Annotated in this window: 17 protein-coding genes; 5 read left to right on the forward strand and 12 right to left on the reverse strand. The window is 67.4% G+C overall.

The window, feature by feature from the left end; translation table 11 throughout:
- Nucleotides 1-22 precede the first annotated feature (22 nt).
- Entirely contained in the window at nt 23-700 is a 678-nt protein-coding gene (locus MJO54_RS20000) for a heme-binding beta-barrel domain-containing protein (RefSeq protein WP_046286427.1), read from the forward strand.
- Nucleotides 701-765: 65 nt separating this feature from the next.
- Here the strand turns inward: MJO54_RS20000 and MJO54_RS20005 are convergent, their stop codons facing one another.
- Nucleotides 766-1,635 (reverse strand): aminodeoxychorismate lyase, encoded by an 870-nt coding sequence (locus tag MJO54_RS20005; protein WP_046286428.1) that lies wholly within the window; start codon nt 1,633-1,635, stop codon nt 766-768.
- 35 nt (nt 1,636-1,670) lie between these two features.
- On the opposite strand from MJO54_RS20005, the gene ygfZ reads away from it, so the two are divergent.
- Nucleotides 1,671-2,750, forward strand: coding sequence for a CAF17-like 4Fe-4S cluster assembly/insertion protein YgfZ (ygfZ, locus tag MJO54_RS20010; RefSeq protein ID WP_240175378.1), 1,080 nt, complete (start codon nt 1,671-1,673; stop codon nt 2,748-2,750).
- 136 nt (nt 2,751-2,886) lie between these two features.
- Nucleotides 2,887-3,054, forward strand: coding sequence for a DUF3073 domain-containing protein (locus tag MJO54_RS20015; protein WP_082108471.1), 168 nt, complete (start codon nt 2,887-2,889; stop codon nt 3,052-3,054).
- 88 nt (nt 3,055-3,142) lie between these two features.
- Here MJO54_RS20015 and purM read toward each other — a convergent pair whose 3' ends face one another.
- From purM to MJO54_RS20055, 8 genes are all read right to left on the reverse strand, one after another.
- Nucleotides 3,143-4,228: a phosphoribosylformylglycinamidine cyclo-ligase gene (purM, locus tag MJO54_RS20020; RefSeq protein WP_046286889.1), complete on the reverse strand. Its 1,086-nt coding sequence runs from the start codon at nt 4,226-4,228 to the stop codon at nt 3,143-3,145.
- A 57-nt stretch (nt 4,229-4,285) separates the two neighbouring features.
- Nucleotides 4,286-5,515, reverse strand: a complete 1,230-nt coding sequence (locus MJO54_RS20025; protein ID WP_046286888.1) for an acyl-CoA dehydrogenase family protein — start codon at nt 5,513-5,515, stop codon at nt 4,286-4,288.
- Nucleotides 5,512-6,654, reverse strand: coding sequence for an acyl-CoA dehydrogenase family protein (locus tag MJO54_RS20030; protein ID WP_240175379.1), 1,143 nt, complete (start codon nt 6,652-6,654; stop codon nt 5,512-5,514). Before MJO54_RS20030 ends, MJO54_RS20025 begins: the two co-directional genes overlap by 4 nt.
- A 23-nt stretch (nt 6,655-6,677) precedes the next feature.
- Entirely contained in the window at nt 6,678-7,532 is an 855-nt protein-coding gene (locus tag MJO54_RS20035) for a TauD/TfdA dioxygenase family protein (protein ID WP_064889489.1), read from the reverse strand.
- A gap of 41 nt (nt 7,533-7,573) precedes the next feature.
- Nucleotides 7,574-7,909: a hypothetical protein gene (locus MJO54_RS20040; RefSeq protein ID WP_240175380.1), complete on the reverse strand. Its 336-nt coding sequence runs from the start codon at nt 7,907-7,909 to the stop codon at nt 7,574-7,576.
- Nucleotides 7,906-9,141, reverse strand: a complete 1,236-nt coding sequence (locus MJO54_RS20045) for an aromatic ring-hydroxylating dioxygenase subunit alpha (RefSeq protein WP_240175381.1) — start codon at nt 9,139-9,141, stop codon at nt 7,906-7,908. Before MJO54_RS20045 ends, MJO54_RS20040 begins: the two co-directional genes overlap by 4 nt.
- Nucleotides 9,138-9,896, reverse strand: coding sequence for an SDR family NAD(P)-dependent oxidoreductase (locus MJO54_RS20050; RefSeq protein ID WP_240175382.1), 759 nt, complete (start codon nt 9,894-9,896; stop codon nt 9,138-9,140). The genes MJO54_RS20045 and MJO54_RS20050 overlap by 4 nt, the downstream gene beginning before the upstream one ends.
- 114 nt (nt 9,897-10,010) lie before the next feature.
- A complete protein-coding gene (locus MJO54_RS20055) occupies nt 10,011-10,613 on the reverse strand; it encodes a TetR/AcrR family transcriptional regulator (protein WP_046285884.1) in 603 nt (200 codons plus the stop codon).
- Between the two features lie 99 nt (nt 10,614-10,712).
- On the opposite strand from MJO54_RS20055, the gene MJO54_RS20060 reads away from it, so the two are divergent.
- Nucleotides 10,713-11,867 (forward strand): spirocyclase AveC family protein, encoded by a 1,155-nt coding sequence (locus MJO54_RS20060; RefSeq protein WP_240175383.1) that lies wholly within the window; start codon nt 10,713-10,715, stop codon nt 11,865-11,867.
- Nucleotides 11,864-13,087: a cytochrome P450 gene (locus MJO54_RS20065; RefSeq protein ID WP_240175384.1), complete on the forward strand. Its 1,224-nt coding sequence runs from the start codon at nt 11,864-11,866 to the stop codon at nt 13,085-13,087. The genes MJO54_RS20060 and MJO54_RS20065 overlap by 4 nt, the downstream gene beginning before the upstream one ends.
- Before the next feature lie 8 nt (nt 13,088-13,095).
- Here MJO54_RS20065 and MJO54_RS20070 read toward each other — a convergent pair whose 3' ends face one another.
- From MJO54_RS20070 to MJO54_RS20080, 3 genes are read right to left on the reverse strand one after another with little or no spacing between them, the layout of a single operon-like run.
- Nucleotides 13,096-13,548, reverse strand: coding sequence for a MarR family winged helix-turn-helix transcriptional regulator (locus MJO54_RS20070; RefSeq protein ID WP_046285886.1), 453 nt, complete (start codon nt 13,546-13,548; stop codon nt 13,096-13,098).
- Between the two features lie 14 nt (nt 13,549-13,562).
- Entirely contained in the window at nt 13,563-14,822 is a 1,260-nt protein-coding gene (locus MJO54_RS20075) for a metal-dependent hydrolase family protein (RefSeq protein ID WP_434085419.1), read from the reverse strand.
- Complete coding sequence (locus MJO54_RS20080; protein WP_240176013.1) at nt 14,819-15,139, reverse strand: hypothetical protein; 321 nt, start codon at nt 15,137-15,139, stop codon at nt 14,819-14,821. Before MJO54_RS20080 ends, MJO54_RS20075 begins: the two co-directional genes overlap by 4 nt.
- Nucleotide 15,140: the final 1 nt, after the last annotated feature.

The raw sequence follows: 15,140 nt of genomic DNA on the forward strand, positions 1-15,140 counted from the left end.
ATCGGCTGATTACCGACGAGATGTGAGTGCCTCCGAGGGGGGTACGCCGGATGCCGGCGAGCGCCAGGTCGACCGGGGTTCCGGCGACCGCGCGGTAGCGGCGGCCGCTGAGCGTGCCAAGCAGACCGCGGCACGCAACATTCCGGTCTTCGACGACCTGCCGTTCACCGATACCGCCAACCTGCGCGAGGGTGCGAACCTGCACGACGCCCTGTTGGCGCTGCTGCCGTTGGTCGGGGTGTGGCGCGGTGAAGGCGTGGGCCACGGCGCGCAGGGTGACTACCGGTTCGGGCAGCAGATCGTGGTGTCCCACGACGGCGGCGACTACCTGAACTGGGAAGCGCGGTCCTGGCGGCTGTCCGACGACGACGAGTCCAGCCAACCGGCCCTCCGCGAAACCGGCTTCTGGCGGTTCGTGGACGATCCGGACGACCCCGACGAGTCGCAGGCCATCGAACTGCTGCTGGCGCACTCCACCGGCTATGTGGAGCTGTTCTACGGGCGCCCGCACGGCCCGGCCTCCTGGGAGCTGGTCACCGATGCGCTGGCCCGCAGCAAATCGGGTGCGCTGATCGGCGGGGCCAAGCGGCTGTACGGGATCGTCGAGGACGGCGACCTGGCCTATGTCGAGGAGCGGGTGAACGCCGACGGCGAGCTGGTGCCGCACCTGTCGGCGCGCTTGTCACGCTTCATCGGCTGATCTTTTTGCGTTGACTCTGCGCCCACCAAGCAAAAGTTCGAGTGCGGCGCCTGGTGGACGCAGAGTCAGTGACCGATCGCGGTGTCGACCAGTCCGGCGAATTCCTGCTCGGACACCCGCGGTTGTAGCGCCCGGCCGTCCAAGGTGTGCACCCGTGCGGCCAAGGTGATGCTCGACACCAGCCAGAGATCTTGCGCCGCAGCGAGATCCGACAGTCGCAACGGGGCGTATTCGCATTGGTAGCCCGCGGCGCGGGCCACGTCGAACAGTGCCTCCTGGGTGGTGCCGCGCAGGATCGGGTGCGACAGCGGCGGGGTGATGAGCCGTCCGGGCTCCACCAGCACCACCGTCGAGCGCGGCCCCTCCAAGACGTAACCGTCGGAGCTGATGAAGATGACGTCGTCGGCGCCCTGTTTCGCGGCGTACCGCAGCGCCGCCATGTTCACCGCATAAGACAGCGTCTTGGCGCCGGCCAGCAGCCACGGCAGCTCCAGCCCCTGCGCCGACAGACCACGGTCCAAGGTGATCACCGCCACGCCCTCTCGGCGGGCCGCTGCGATGCGTTCCGGCAGCGGGGTCAGCATGACGTATGCGGTTGGTGCCGAACCGGTTTCTCGGCCCCGGCTGTAGATCATTCGCAGGGCGCCCTCGCCCGTTCCGGCCCACTGCTGCACCGCCTCGTCGACGGCACGACGCCAGTCGTCCAGGTTCGGCGCCGGCAGGTCCATCAGCTCGGCGGAGCGCGCCAGCCGGGCCAGGTGAGCATCGAGCAGGCAGGCGGCGCCGTCGCGCACCAGCAGCGTCTCGAAAACCCCGTCGCCGCGCAGCGCCGCCAGATCGTCGGCGTGCAATAGCGGCGAGCCGGCTGCGGCAAGCCCACCGCCCACGGTGACGATCGTCACGACGCTGTCTTCCACATCGGCCTCCGGTGCCATGGACCGTGAGCGTAGCGGCTCCGTAGAGTTGATCCGTGTCCGCCGTCCCCGCACCTGATTCCGGCCCCGACGCGGGCGCTGTCTGGCATTACGGCGACCCGTTCGGCGAACAGCGCAGCGCTGAAACCGCAGCCGTGTTGGTCGATCGGTCCCACCGGGCGGTGCTCGCGCTGAGCGGCGCGGACCGCAAGACGTGGCTGCACAGCCTGTGCACCCAGCACGTCGCCGATCTTGCCGACGGCGCCAGCACCGAGAACCTGACCTTGGACGCCAAGGGCCACATCCAGAACCACTGGGTCCAGACCGAGCTGAATGAGCGGACCTACCTCGACACCGAGCCATGGCGGGGCACGCCCCTGATCGAACACCTGCGCAAGATGGTGTTCTGGGCCGACGTCGCCATCGAGCCGGCGGACCTTGGGGTGCTGTCGCTGTTAGGCCCCGACCGGGATGCTCCGGCTGTCCTCGACGCGTTGGGGCTGGCCGCTCCGCTCGGGGCGACGGCGGTATCGGTCGGTGATTCCGGGGGTTTCGTTCGGCGGGCGCCGGGCCACGATGCGCTGGAACTGCTGGTGCCGCGCGCCGAGAAGAGCGAGTGGCAGCGGCGGCTGACCCAGGCCGGGGTGCGACCCGCCGGAATATGGGCCTACGAAGCCCACCGCGTGGCCGCCGGGCGCCCACGGTTGGGCGTGGACACCGACGAGCGCACCATCCCGCACGAACTGAACTGGATCGGCGGGCCGGGCGTCGCCGCGGTGCACCTGGACAAAGGGTGCTACAGCGGGCAGGAGACGGTAGCCAGGGTGCATAACCTGGGCAAACCGCCGCGGATGTTGGTGCTGTTGCACCTGGATGGATCGGTGGACCGGCCCTCGACAGGCGATCCGGTCACCTCAGGCGGGCGCTCGGTGGGCCGGCTGGGCACGGTGGTGGACCATTTCGAACTGGGTCCGATCGCGCTGGCGCTGCTCAAACGCGGACTCCCGGCCGATACTCCGCTGCTGACCGGCGCCGACTCGGAGGTCAGTGCGGTGATCGACCCGGAATCGATGCCGCCGCCGGACGAGCGCGGCGCGGGACGGCTCGCCGTCGACCGGCTGCGGGGCCGGCTTTGATAGTGGTCACACCGGCGCAGGGCAGGTCGGCAGCTCCGCGATCGGCACGGTAAGCTGTCGGCAGGACAATAAACACATTCAGATCGGAGCCGCCTGCTCGTTGGGCCGCTCCGTTATTGCGCGAGGGGGTCCCCCCATGGGCCGCGGCCGGGCTAAGGCGAAGCAGACCAAGGTTGCTCGAGAGCTGAAGTACAGCTCACCGTCGACCGATTTCTCCCAGCTCCAACGTGAGCTGGCTGGGTCTGAGGTCAACGACTCCGACGGTGACGACTCCTGGAATGGCGACGACGACTGGCGCCGTTGAGCGCCAGGCGTACCGCCGGTCCTGACTGGCCCCGATAGGGCTGGACTTGATGGGGCTGGGCAGACCCGCTAGGGCCTAGAACCTCGGCCTAGAACCTCGGGTGCTCCCCGACCAGCGTGGCCCCGTCTCCCGGTTCGGCGTTCTTCCCCGGCTTGGCAACTGTGCCGAGCGGCCAGCAGTCGACGTGGCGGGCAGTCAGGATGGCCAGCGCGCGGTCGGTGTCCTCCGGCGCGACGATGGCAACCATGCCGACGCCCAGGTTGAACGTCTTCTCCATCTCCGCGCGGCTCACCCGTCCACGCTGGGCGATCATCGCGAACACCGGAGCCGGCGTCCAGGTGCCACGGTCCACCTCGGCAATCAGCCCGTCGGGGATGACGCGGGCGAGGTTACCGGCCAAGCCGCCGCCGGTCACGTGGCAAAACGTCCGCACCTGAGTTTCGGCGGCCAGCGCCAGGCAATCCTTGGCGTAGATGCGCGTCGGTTCCAGCAGTTCCTCACCGAGGGTGCGACCGAACTCCTCGACGTGGCCGGCCAGGTTCATCCGGTCGATGTCCAGCAGCACCGCCCGCGCCAACGAGTAGCCGTTGGAGTGCAGGCCCGAGGAGCCCATCGCGATCAGCACGTCGCCGGGGCGGACCCGATCAGGGCCCAGCACGTCGTCGGCCTCCACCACGCCGACACCGGTCGCGGAGATGTCGTAGTGGTCGGGTTCCATCAGGCCGGGGTGCTCGGCGGTCTCCCCACCCAGCAGCGCGCAGCCAGCCTGCACACACCCTTCGGCGATGCCGGAGACGATCGCGGCGACGCGTTCGGGCACGGTGCGGCCGACGGCGATGTAGTCCTGCAGGAACAGCGGCTCGGCGCCGCAGACCACCAGGTCGTCGACGACCATGGCCACTAGGTCGATGCCGACGGTGTCGTGCTTGTCCAGTGCCTGGGCGATGGCCAGCTTGGTGCCCACGCCGTCGGTGGAGGACGCCAACAGCGGCTCACGGTAGTCGTTGCGCAGGGCGAACAGGCCGGCGAAGCCGCCGAGGCCACCCCGCACCTCCGGCCTGGTGGCCTTGGCGGCCAACGGTTTGAACAATTCGACGGCCCGGTCACCGGCGTCGATGTCCACTCCGGCCGATGCGTAGGTAACGCCCTGGGAGCTTGATTCTGCTGAGGTCATCGCGGTAAAGGCTACCGGTCGCCGACTGCGTTCGGTATTGCGCTCGACGTTACGGGCTCAGAGCCGGTTGTGGCGGACCTGATTGAACGGTACGCCGCGGTCGGCGGCGTACTCGCGAGGCAGGCCCAGAACGCGCTCGGCGATGACGTTGCGCGCCATCTCGTCGCTGCCGCCACCGAGGCCCACGGTCTGTCGTGACAGATACCGCCGGCCGGCTCTGAGCAGGTGCGCCTCGTCGTCCACCACGGCCAACGGACCGGCGACCGCCATGGCGGTGTCGACCTCCAGGTAGGTCACATCGGAATGGAACAGCCGGATGATCGAAGCCGCGGCCGGCGGAAGTTCACCGCTGCGCATGCCGCGCCCGGCGTAGTCGATGAGCTTGTCGCGCACCATGCGCCGGGCCAGCACCCGGCCGATCTGGTCCTGGGTCAGCGGGTCGTCGGCGGTGCCGGCGTCGTGCGCCAAGGTCAGGAAGTCGCCGGCAGCCATCTCGGTGCGCTCGGGGCCGCGCCCGCTGGCGAACTCCGAACCCTGCCCCACCGCCCGCCGCTCGTGGTAGAGCAGCCGCGACGCGACGTCCCAGCCCTTGTTGACCTCGCCCACCACCGTGTCGGGCCCGAGCCGCAACCCGTCGAAGAACTCTTCGCAGAACTCGTTGGAGCCGTCGACCTGCTCGATGCGGCGCAGCGTGACGCCGGGCGCGTCGATCGGCACCAGGAACATCGTCAGGCCGTCGTGCTTGGGCACCGTCGAATCGGTGCGGGCCAGCAGCAACCCGAAGTCGGCGGCGAACGCACTGGTGCTCCACGTCTTGGCCCCGCTGACCACCCAGTCGTCGCCGTCGCGCTCGGCGCGGGTGATCAGGCCGGCCAGATCGGATCCGCCGCTGGGCTCCGAGAGCAGCTGCACCAGCACCTCGTCACCGCGCAGGGCCGCGCTGATGTGGCGGCGCTTCTGTTCCTCACTGCCGGTGTCGAGCAGGGTGGCGCAGCAGATGGTGAAGGTCGGGACGTTGAGGATCAGCGGCATCTCGTAGCCGGCGGACACCGCGTCGAAGGCCTTCTGGTAGCTCAGGCCCAGGCCGAGGCCGCCGTATTCGCGGGGGAAGCAGATCCCGGCGAAGCCGCCGTCGTACAGCCGCCGCTGCAGTTCGCGTGCGCGCTGCCAGGCGCCGTCGTCGTCGCGACCGTTGCGCGGGGGGTGCTGCGGGTCCAGGCGCGGCATGTTGGCGGCCAGCCAGTCGCGTGCCGACGCGGCGAAGGCCTCAACGGTGATGTCGGTCATGCGGCGGGCTCCGTGCTGTTGGCGGCCGCGTAGATGGCCTGGTGGTGCTCGGCGGGAGTGCCGAGCAGATTCCGGTACAGGGTGGCCCGGCGCAGATACAGGTGCAGGTCGTGTTCCCAGGTGACGCCGATCCCGCCGTGCAGTTGCACGCACTCCTGAATCAGCCGGCCGGCATGTTCACCGAGATAGGACTTGGCCGCGCCGGCCCACATGGCGGCGTCGGGATCCCGCGCGGCGACCTTGTCCACCGCACCGGCGGTGATCGCGCGGCAGGCGTGCAGCCACATGGTCATGTCGGCGAGCCGGTGTTTGATCGCCTGATAGGACGCCAGCGGCCGGCCGAAGCTGTACCGGTCGCGGGCCCACGCGACGGTCATGGTCATGACGGCGTCCAGGATTCCGGCGGTTTCGGCGCACACCAGCACGATCCCGACCTGGGTCTGCCGGTCGATGAGCGCACCGGTCTGTGCCGCGGTGCCCACTACGGCGGACGCGTCGATTTCGGTATCGCTGAATTCGATCCGCGCGTACTGCTTCACCAGATCGATGCCGGGTTGCGGCGTGACCTGCACTCCGGCGCTGTCGGTGCGGACCAGGAACTGGCGCAACGCACCGTCGTCGGTACGCGCGCCGATCAGCACCAGATCTGCTCGGTCTCCGGCCTCCACCCGATCCTTGACCCCGTTGAGCCGGTAGCCGCCGGCGATACTGGTTGCGGTCAGGCCCGGCTGGTGAGGACGAAAGCCCCGACCGGGCTCGTCGGCAGCCCAGGTCGCTACCGCCTGCCCCGCAATCAGCGCCGCAATGACCCGCGCATGGGTGTCCCGGTTGTCGGCGTCGACGAGACCGGCCAGGACCACGCTCACCGGGTACAGCGGCCCGGGCGCCACGGTGCGCCCGATCTCGGTGGCGATCGCGGCCAGATCGCGCAGGCCGCAGCCCGAGACACTGCCGCCACCGAGCTCCTCGGGCACCAGCAGGCCGGCCCAGCCGAGATCGGCGGCCTGCCGCCACCATGCCGCGTCGTAGGAGCCGCCCCGTGCATGCAGGCCGCGGTAGTCGCTCAGCGCGGCGGTCTTGTCCAGAAATGCCCGCGCCGTGGCGACGAAAAGCTCGCTCTCCGTTGACAGATCGGTCATGTCCTCTCCTTCGAAAACCGCGGTCACCGGATGGGCTCGTCACCGAGCACCGTGGTGCGCAGCATTTCCCGCGGGGAATCCGGGTCATAGGGGGCGGCCCGGTGCAGGACGCCACGGTTGTCCCAGATGACGGTGTCCCCCACCGACCAGCGGTGACGATAGACCCGATCGGCCACGGTGGCGCGGGTGAGCAGTTCGTCCAGCAGGGCACGCCCCTCGTCCAGGTCCATGCCGACGACGTAATCGGCGGAGGCGCCGAGTACCAGTGATCGGCGCCCGTTGCGGTGCGTCCACACCAGAGGATGTTCGTGGGTGGGCCGGGCCCGCCACCGGGCCAGCTCTTCCGGGGACGGGTCGGGGGTGACCCGCCGCTGGGAAGCCTCTAGCGAGTGGACGACACGCAGTGCGCCATAGCGCCGCTTCTCGTCGTCGGCGAGTAGGTCGTAGGCGGCATACGAGCTGGCGAATTCGGTCTCGCCGCCCCGTTCGGCTACCTGCACCGCCGAGAGCACGGTGGCTTTCTGCGGGTATTCGTCGCCGGTCGGCGTGCACCCGTCGATGTGCCAGTCGAAGGTGGCGCGCAGGTAGCTCGCCGAGGAGTTCTTGGACCGGTTCAGTGTGACCGGGTAGATGCCCGCGACCTCGTGATGGCCGTCGGCGGAGTAGTCGACACTGCCCAGCAGGCCGCAGAACGCAACCTGGGCGCGGGGGTCGATACGCAGGCCCCGGAAGACCAGGACGCCGTTGTCTTCCAACGCCTCGAGCACCGCGGCCCCCAGGCTGTCGTGATCCTCCGCGGCAGCGAGCTGCCGCGGGTCGACGCCGAGCACCTCGGCACCGACTGAGGACGTCAGCTTGTTGATGGTGAGCAGACTCATCGGCCTGTCCTTTCTGACAGAGGATTTCGCGCTGGTGGCCGTTACGGGATGGGCCAGCCGGTGCGGATCATGACGGCGTCGGCGGCGTCGACGGGGGCGGGCTGCTGCATGATCTCCACCGCCATCGCCACCATCACCAGGGAATAGATCAGGTGCAGCAGGTTGAGCGCGTCCTCGGGAAGTTCGTCCAGGGCGAACTTGTCGCAGTGGTCGATCGCTTCTTCCAGCCGCGGAAAGAACGCGTCGTAGAACTGCCGCAGCTCACCGATAGTGCTGGACAGCCGCTGATTGAAGCGTTCGGTTTCGGTTGGCAAGCACCAGGTTTCAGCGAAGCGCTCGAGCTCGGCGAAGGCGCTGGGCAGCCGGGGAGCGCTCATTGCGCCGCTCCTACGCCGGCCTGCGAGCGCCGGTGGTCGTCCACCCAGTCAACGACTACCTTGTGCAGGTGACGCACCAGGATCTCCTGATCGTTGAGTGGGAAGTCGTCGACGATGCCGTACTCCAGCGCCGCCTGGGTGCCGCCGAGCATGCCGGCGTCTTGCAGCGCAAACTCCTTGAGTACCACCGACGCCACCTCGTGCTCGATGCGCTCGCGCACGCTGCGGGCCGGGTGGAAGTAGGTGTGGGCCTCGAAACGGTGGGTGTTGTGCGAGGTGGGCCAGTACCGGTAGAGCAGGTACCAGCCGCCGTAGAGGAGGATCTCGGTGTTGGGGAAGATCTGGAAATTGCTGATTCCCCACGGTTCGATGCCGCCCGGATTCAGCCCGGCCGGCAGTTCACCGATGTCGGGCGTCTCCCAGGGACCGACCAGCCCGCTGCGGGTGGCCCGCTCGATCGGGTACATGTACTCCGGGGGCAGCAGCCATCGGCGCCGGCCGGCGGTGGAGACCAATCGGTGCGGCCCGTCGAGTTGGAAATGGCCGCAGGTGAATCCGGCACCGGGCACCCGGACTTGGGGCGGCACTTGCTGGGAATGCAGCGCCGGAACGTGGTAGTACTCCTGGAACGCGTCGGCGAAGATCTTCCAGTTGCTGTTGTTGTGGGCCACCCAGTCATAGCGTTCGGTCAGCTTCTCGAACGGGTAGCCGTCGAGGCCGGTGATCATCGGCCCGAGGAATTCCCGCAGGCCCTGATGCGGCTCGGTGTCGAGGTTGACGAAGATGAAGCCGTTCCAGATGTCACAGTGCAGCGTCATCAGGACCGCGGTGTCTGCACCGTCGAATTCGTGCGTGCGGCGGCAGCGTTTGCAGGTGATCGCGTCGACCTGTCCGGCGATCTCGCGGTCCGGAAACTCGTGCCAGACGAGTTTGGTTCCGCACCGCGGGCAGACGTTGTGGAAGGCACGGATTCCTTGGCCGGTGTGGACGAGAAGCACCGACGCCCGGGCGGCTTCGATCTCCTTGGTGGCATAACTGCCGCGTTCGGGAAGTTCCTCGATGCGCCCGATGTTGAGCCAGGCACGTTTGAACACCGCTTCGCGTTCGAGTTCGAAGAACTCCGGCGAGGTGGAGTCGGCGAAAGAGATCGGGCCGGTGCCCAACTCCGGGTAATGCTCCGTCCACGAGCCCTGGGCGGTCCGGCCGGTTCGCACCGAATGTTGTTCTGTCACAACACCGCCCCTCCGTTGACACCGAGTACCTGACCGGTGATGAATCCGGCCTCCTGCGAACACAAGAACCCGACCGCCGCGGCGATGTCCGCGCCGGTGCCCAGCCGTCCCATCGGGATACTGGCCGCGATCTGCTCGTTCGGTGGCAGGTATCCGGCCGCTTGGCCCTGGTGCTGCATGGGCGTCTCGATGCCCGACGGCGGGATGTTGTTGACCGTGATGCCTTGGGTGGCGTATTCGCGAGCCAGCGATTTGGTCAGGGTGATGACCGCTCCCTTGGACGCGGCGTAGTGCGCGGCGAACGGCGATCCGCGCTGGGCGCTGGACGAGGAGATCATCACGATGCGCCCCCACCCGGCGGCGACCATGTCCGGCAGCGCGGCCTGGCAGCAGTGAAACGTCCCGGTCAGGTTGACGTCGATGATCCGAGCCCAAGCCTCGGGCGTGATGTCGGCGAAGGCCGAGTAACCGAAGAGCCCGGCGCTGGTGACCAGCGCGGCGACCGGGCCGAGTTCGCTGCGCACTCCTGTGAAGGCCTCGCCGACGGCGGCCCGATCGGTGACGTCGACCTCGACGCCCAGCGCGGTCGCGCCCTGGCCCAGCACGTCGTCGGCAACCCGCTGCGCGGCTTGGCCATTGACGTCGAGAACGGCGACGCGATAGCCGCGCCGGCCCAGTTCGTGGCAGGTGGCCTCGCCCATACCCGAGCCCCCACCGGTGACCACGGCGACCCGCTGCGGCACCTCTGTGGTCATTACATCCCCTTCGGCGTCGATCGGCGAATCGCGACCCTGGACGTCCCCGCCCGGAATATTATCAAGTACTTGTTATTGATCTCAAGTGTTGAACTTCGGATCTGCCGGGCGGCGTCAGGGCAGCTTGATCATCGAGACGTACATCGCCACCACCGGCCGGTAGAGGTCGATCCCGTCGAGTTCGCTGGCCAGTACGGCCGAGTCGCTGGTGGCGACGAGAACCTGCGCCAGGGTCAGAGCCGGGATCAACAGCGTTCCCCCGAGCCGTTCGACGCCCTCGACGATGAAAGTCGCCAGCTGCTCGACGACCTCCGCCCGCTTGGCGGCGACGCGATCTCGAGCTTCGGGGTTGCGCAGCAGGTACAGCGTGAACTCGTACCCGAGCGCGGCATGCTCCGCGCCCCGGTCCCGACTCAGCCGGTGCCAGCGCTCGGCGATCTCGTCGAGCTCGCGCACCCCTACCTGCGTCGCGTTCGCCATCACCTCGGCGAAGTTCTCGAAGTACCGGCGCCAGTACCGATCGCTGACCGCCAGGAAGAGCTCGTCTTTGGCCGCAAAGTGCTTGTAGATGGCGCCCTTGGTGTAGCCGGCGGCCTGGGCGATGTCATCGAGAGTCGCCGTGGTGAAGCCCTTTTCGGCGAAGACTTCCTCAGCGGCGTCCAGCAGCAGCGACCGCGTGCGCTCGAGCCGGCGCTCACGGGTCCACTGCTCCACCATGGGCCAAATTGTCCCACAGAATCTGCGCTACCCCTTGGCATCCTAGATACTGGTAAGTATATTTTGCCGGGCTGGGCCATCCCGGAAGGAGACCGCACCATGAGTAGCGGCTTATCGAGTCAAGAGGTCGAGTCCGTTCCCACTGGACCGGAGCCAAGCGGCCATGGAAGTGGCGGGCCCATCAAGGTATGGGCGACGGCCGGCGGCGCATTGCTGACGCTGCAGCTCTACGTGTGGACCCGGTGGATCACCGGGCCGTTTTTTGAGCGCGTCCCCGGCGGGCCGAACGATCCGCCGATGTACATGAAGGTGCCCCTGATGGCCAACGCCATCGTGCTCTGGGTCGGCCTGCCGGTGGCCGTGTGGTGGTTCTTCATCCGTCCGTGGCGCCGCGAACGCCGAATCACGTTGGACGGCTTGCTGTTTGTCTCGATGGGCCTGATGTTCTTTCTAGATCCGTTGCTCAACTACTTCAACACCTGGTGCACCTACAACACCTGGCTGTTCAACCGGGGTTCGTGGACATCGCACATCCCGGGTTGGGTGTCGCCCGAGGAGCCCGGCCGCCAGGTGGCCGAGCCGCTGCTGACGAACATTCCCGGGTACGCCTACGGCGTGCTGCTGATCACCATCGCAGGGTGCTGGATCATGGGAAAGATCAAGGCGCGCTGGCCCACTATCAGCAATCTGCGACTCATTGCGATCACCTACGCGATCTCGTTCATCTTCGATTTCGTCATGGAGGGCTTGGTCCTGCTCCCGATCGGTTTCTACACCTACCCCGGCGCCATCCGATCGGTGTCGATTCACGCCGACACCTACTACCAATGGCCCATCTACGAGGGGCTGATGTGGGGCGCGGTCCAGGCGGCGCTGTGTTCGCTGCGCTTCTTCACCGACGAGCACGGGCGCACCGTCGTCGAACGTGGTCTCGACCAGGTGCGAGGTGGCTTGGCCCGTCAGCAGTTCACCCGGTTCCTGGCGGTCTTCGCCGGGGTCAGCGCGTGCTTCTTCGTGCTTTATATGGTTCCGGCGCAATGGATCGCCCTGCACTCCGACCCGTGGCCGGCCGATCACCAGAAGCGGTCCTACTTCACTGGCGGGATCTGTGGCGACGGCACCGACCGGCCCTGCCCGAATCCTGTTCTGCCACTGCCCACCAACCGCTCCGGCTACATCGACGTCGACGGTCACTTGGTGATGCCCGACGGAGTCGCCGTGCCACCCGTGGTGCCGTTCGAGCGCGGAGAGTGAAGAACGCCGTGGCCGTCACCATCGCCCCGGACGTGTACTACGACCCCTGGGACGTCGGGCTCAACGCCGATCCCTATCCGATGTTCACGCGTCTGCGGGCCGAAGCACCGCTGTACTACAACGAAGTTCACGACTTCTATGCCGTGAGCCGGTTCGCGGACGTCAATGCGGCCCTGATCGATCACAAGACTTTCAGCTCAGCCCGCGGCGTGGTGTTGGAGATCCTCAAGTCCGGGATCGAGATCCCTTCGGGCATGCTGATCTTCGAGGACCCGCCGATCCATGACATCCATCGCAGCCTATTGGCCCGGGCGTTCACTCCGCGCAAGATCAATGCACTCGAGGCCGCCATTCGTGACTTCACCGCCCGGTGCCTGGACCCGTTGATCGGCGCGGACCGAATCGATTTCGTGAAAGACCTCGGCGCGGTGATGCCGCTGCGGGTGGTGGGCATGCTGTTCGGCATCCCCGAGGACTACCAGCGGCGCGTTCAAGAAGACGGCGACAAGCATGTGCGCACCCAGCGCGGCGGGCAGTTGACCGACAATCCCGACGGCGCGCTCACCGACGGACAGGTCTTCGCCGACTTCATCGACTGGCGCATCGACCATCCGGCCGACGACCTGACCACCGACCTGCTGCAAGTCGAATTCACCGATGAGACCGGCAGCACGCGGCGACTACGCCGCGAGGAATTGCTGATGTTCATGAACGTCGTCGCGGTGGCCGGCGCCGAGACCACCACCCGGCTGATCGGCTGGATGGGCAAGTTGCTGTCCCAGCATCCCGATCAACGCCGTCTGCTGGCCGAAGACCGCTCTCTGTTGCCGAACGCCATCGAGGAGATCCTGCGCTACGAACCGCCGGCACTGCAGGCAGCGCGCTACGTCACCCGCGACATCGAGTTTCACGGCCAGGTGATCCCCGAGGGGGCGGCCCTACTGACTCTGATCGGCGCGGCCAATCGTGATGAGCGCCGGTTCGGAGCGACTGCCGCGTCCTTCGACGTCAGCCGGGCACCGCGTCAACACCTCACCTTTGGGGTCGGCGCCCACTACTGCCTCGGCAACGCCCTCGCTCGTCTCGAAGGCCGGATCGCCCTCGATGAGATTCTCAATCGCTTCCGCGACTGGGAGGTCGATCTCGACGCGGCGATCTTCTCGTCCTCCTCAGCTGCCCGTGGCTGGGACACTATGCCCGCGCTGCTCCGCACTGCGTGACGGTGTCCTTAGGGCTCCACGTGGTCGGCGAACAGGGTGTGGCCGGTGCCCTGCTCGACGACCCGGGCCAGCAGCGCCCGCAACGTCTCCTGTTCTTCCGGGCTCAGCACACCGAACACCTGATCGTGCGCGGCGAGCGCGTCGGTGACGACCGCCGAGGTCACCGCGCGCCCCTCCTCGGTCAGGTAGGCCCGCAGGATTCGGCCGTGGTGGGGATCCTGCTTGCGCTCCACCAGTCCGCGGCGCTCGAGCGCATTCAGGGCCAGTTGCACACCCTGCGGAGTGATGAGCAGGCGACGTGCGAGTTCGGCGCCGGACAATCCCGGTTCTCCGGCGAGTTGGCGCAACAGACCGATCTGGGCGGTACTCACCCCGTGGTCGCTGATCGCCTCGTTCACGGTCGTCAGCGAGTAGTAGAAAGCCTGCTTGAGCAGCCACAGGATGTTGTTGGTGAGATCCATGTCCTGCTTCCCTATCAACTGCGTTTGCAGACTCGGCCGTCCTTCATGACAAATCGCACGTCTCCGGTTGTGCCGATGTCCCGGGTCGGGTCGCCCGGTACGGCGATGATATCGGCGCAGTAGCCGGGGGCCAGCCTGCCCAGTTCGTGGGCGGCGTCGATGAGATCGGCACTGACCACGGTGGCCGCCCGCAGTGCCTGGATGGGCGTCATACCGCGCTCCACCAGTGCGCACAGCTCTTTGGCGTTCTGGCCATGCGGGATTGCCGGCGCATCGGTGCCACAGGCGATGCGTACACCGGCCTCGATCGCCCGGGGCAACATGGCTTTGGCCCGCGGAAACACCTCGGCCGCCTTCTTGCGCAGTTCCGGAGCGATCCGGTCGACGGCCATGGCATCCGTCAAATAGGTGGTGGAGACCAGGAAGGTGCCGTGGTCCACCATCATCGCCAGGGTCTCGTCGGTGGCCAGGAACCCGTGCTCGATGCAGTCGATGCCGGCCCGGATGCACGCCCGAATCGCGGTGTCGCCGATGGCATGTGCGGCCACCCGCACCCCGGCCCGATGCGCCTCGTCGGCGATTGCGGCCAATTCGGCGTCGGAGTACTGCTGGGCGCCCGGGGCGGTGCTGTGTGACATCACCCCGCCGGAGGCCGACACCTTGATCAGCTTGGCGCCGTGGCGGATCTGGTAGCGCACGCAGGCGATCACATCCGGCACGCCGTTGGCGATGCCCTCGGCGACCGACAGCGGCATGACGCCGGGCGCGAGCCGTTGGAAGACCGTCGGATCCAGGTGGCCGCCGTAGGGCGTGACGGCATGGCCGGCGGGGTAGATCCGCGGACCCACGTGCCAGCCCTGATCGATCGCGCGCTGCAGCGCGACGTCAAGCAGGTAACCACCGGTCTTGACCATCAGCCCCAGGTTGCGGACGGTGGTGAAGCCAGCTTCCAGGGTGGTTCGTGCGTTAACCGCGGCTCGCAATGTGCGGTAGGCGGGATCGTCCTGCACGCCGTGCAGCGGGGTGGGAAGCCCCTCGGGACTGCCCGGCCCGCCGATGAGCAGGTTGAGCTCCATGTCCATCAGTCCGGGCAGTAGCGTGACGTCACCGAGGTCGAAGTCGTCAGCCGAAACCGGAAGGGGCGACTCGGGATTGACGGCGGCGATCCGCCCATCCTCGACTACCACTACGGCGGGTGAGTGCACCACACCGGCGTCGACGTCGAGCCATCGATCGGCGCGCACCACACACTTCTCGCGCACCGGTCGGCTCACGGGAACGGCTCGGCGATGCACTCGATGACCGCCGCACCCGAGTCCGGAACGCGCGGTTGTTTCCAGGCTTCGGCCGGGAAGGCCACCGTGATCATGGAATACAGCAGGTGCATCAGGTTCAGTACATCCTCGGGCATATCGTCGAGGCTGAACTTGTCGCAGTAGGCCAGCGCATCTTCGGCGCGTGCCGTGACGGCGTCATAGAACGCCTGCATGTCTGACATGGAACTGGTCAGGCGTTTGGCGTAGCGCTCTGGTTCAGATGGCAGGCACCACTGGTTAAACGGTTCGAGGTCGGCGAATTCCTTTGGCAGCATG

Origin of the sequence: Mycolicibacter virginiensis (assembly GCF_022374935.2) — a bacterium.
In the GTDB taxonomy this organism is placed as follows: Bacteria; Actinomycetota; Actinomycetes; order Mycobacteriales; family Mycobacteriaceae; genus Mycobacterium; species Mycobacterium virginiense.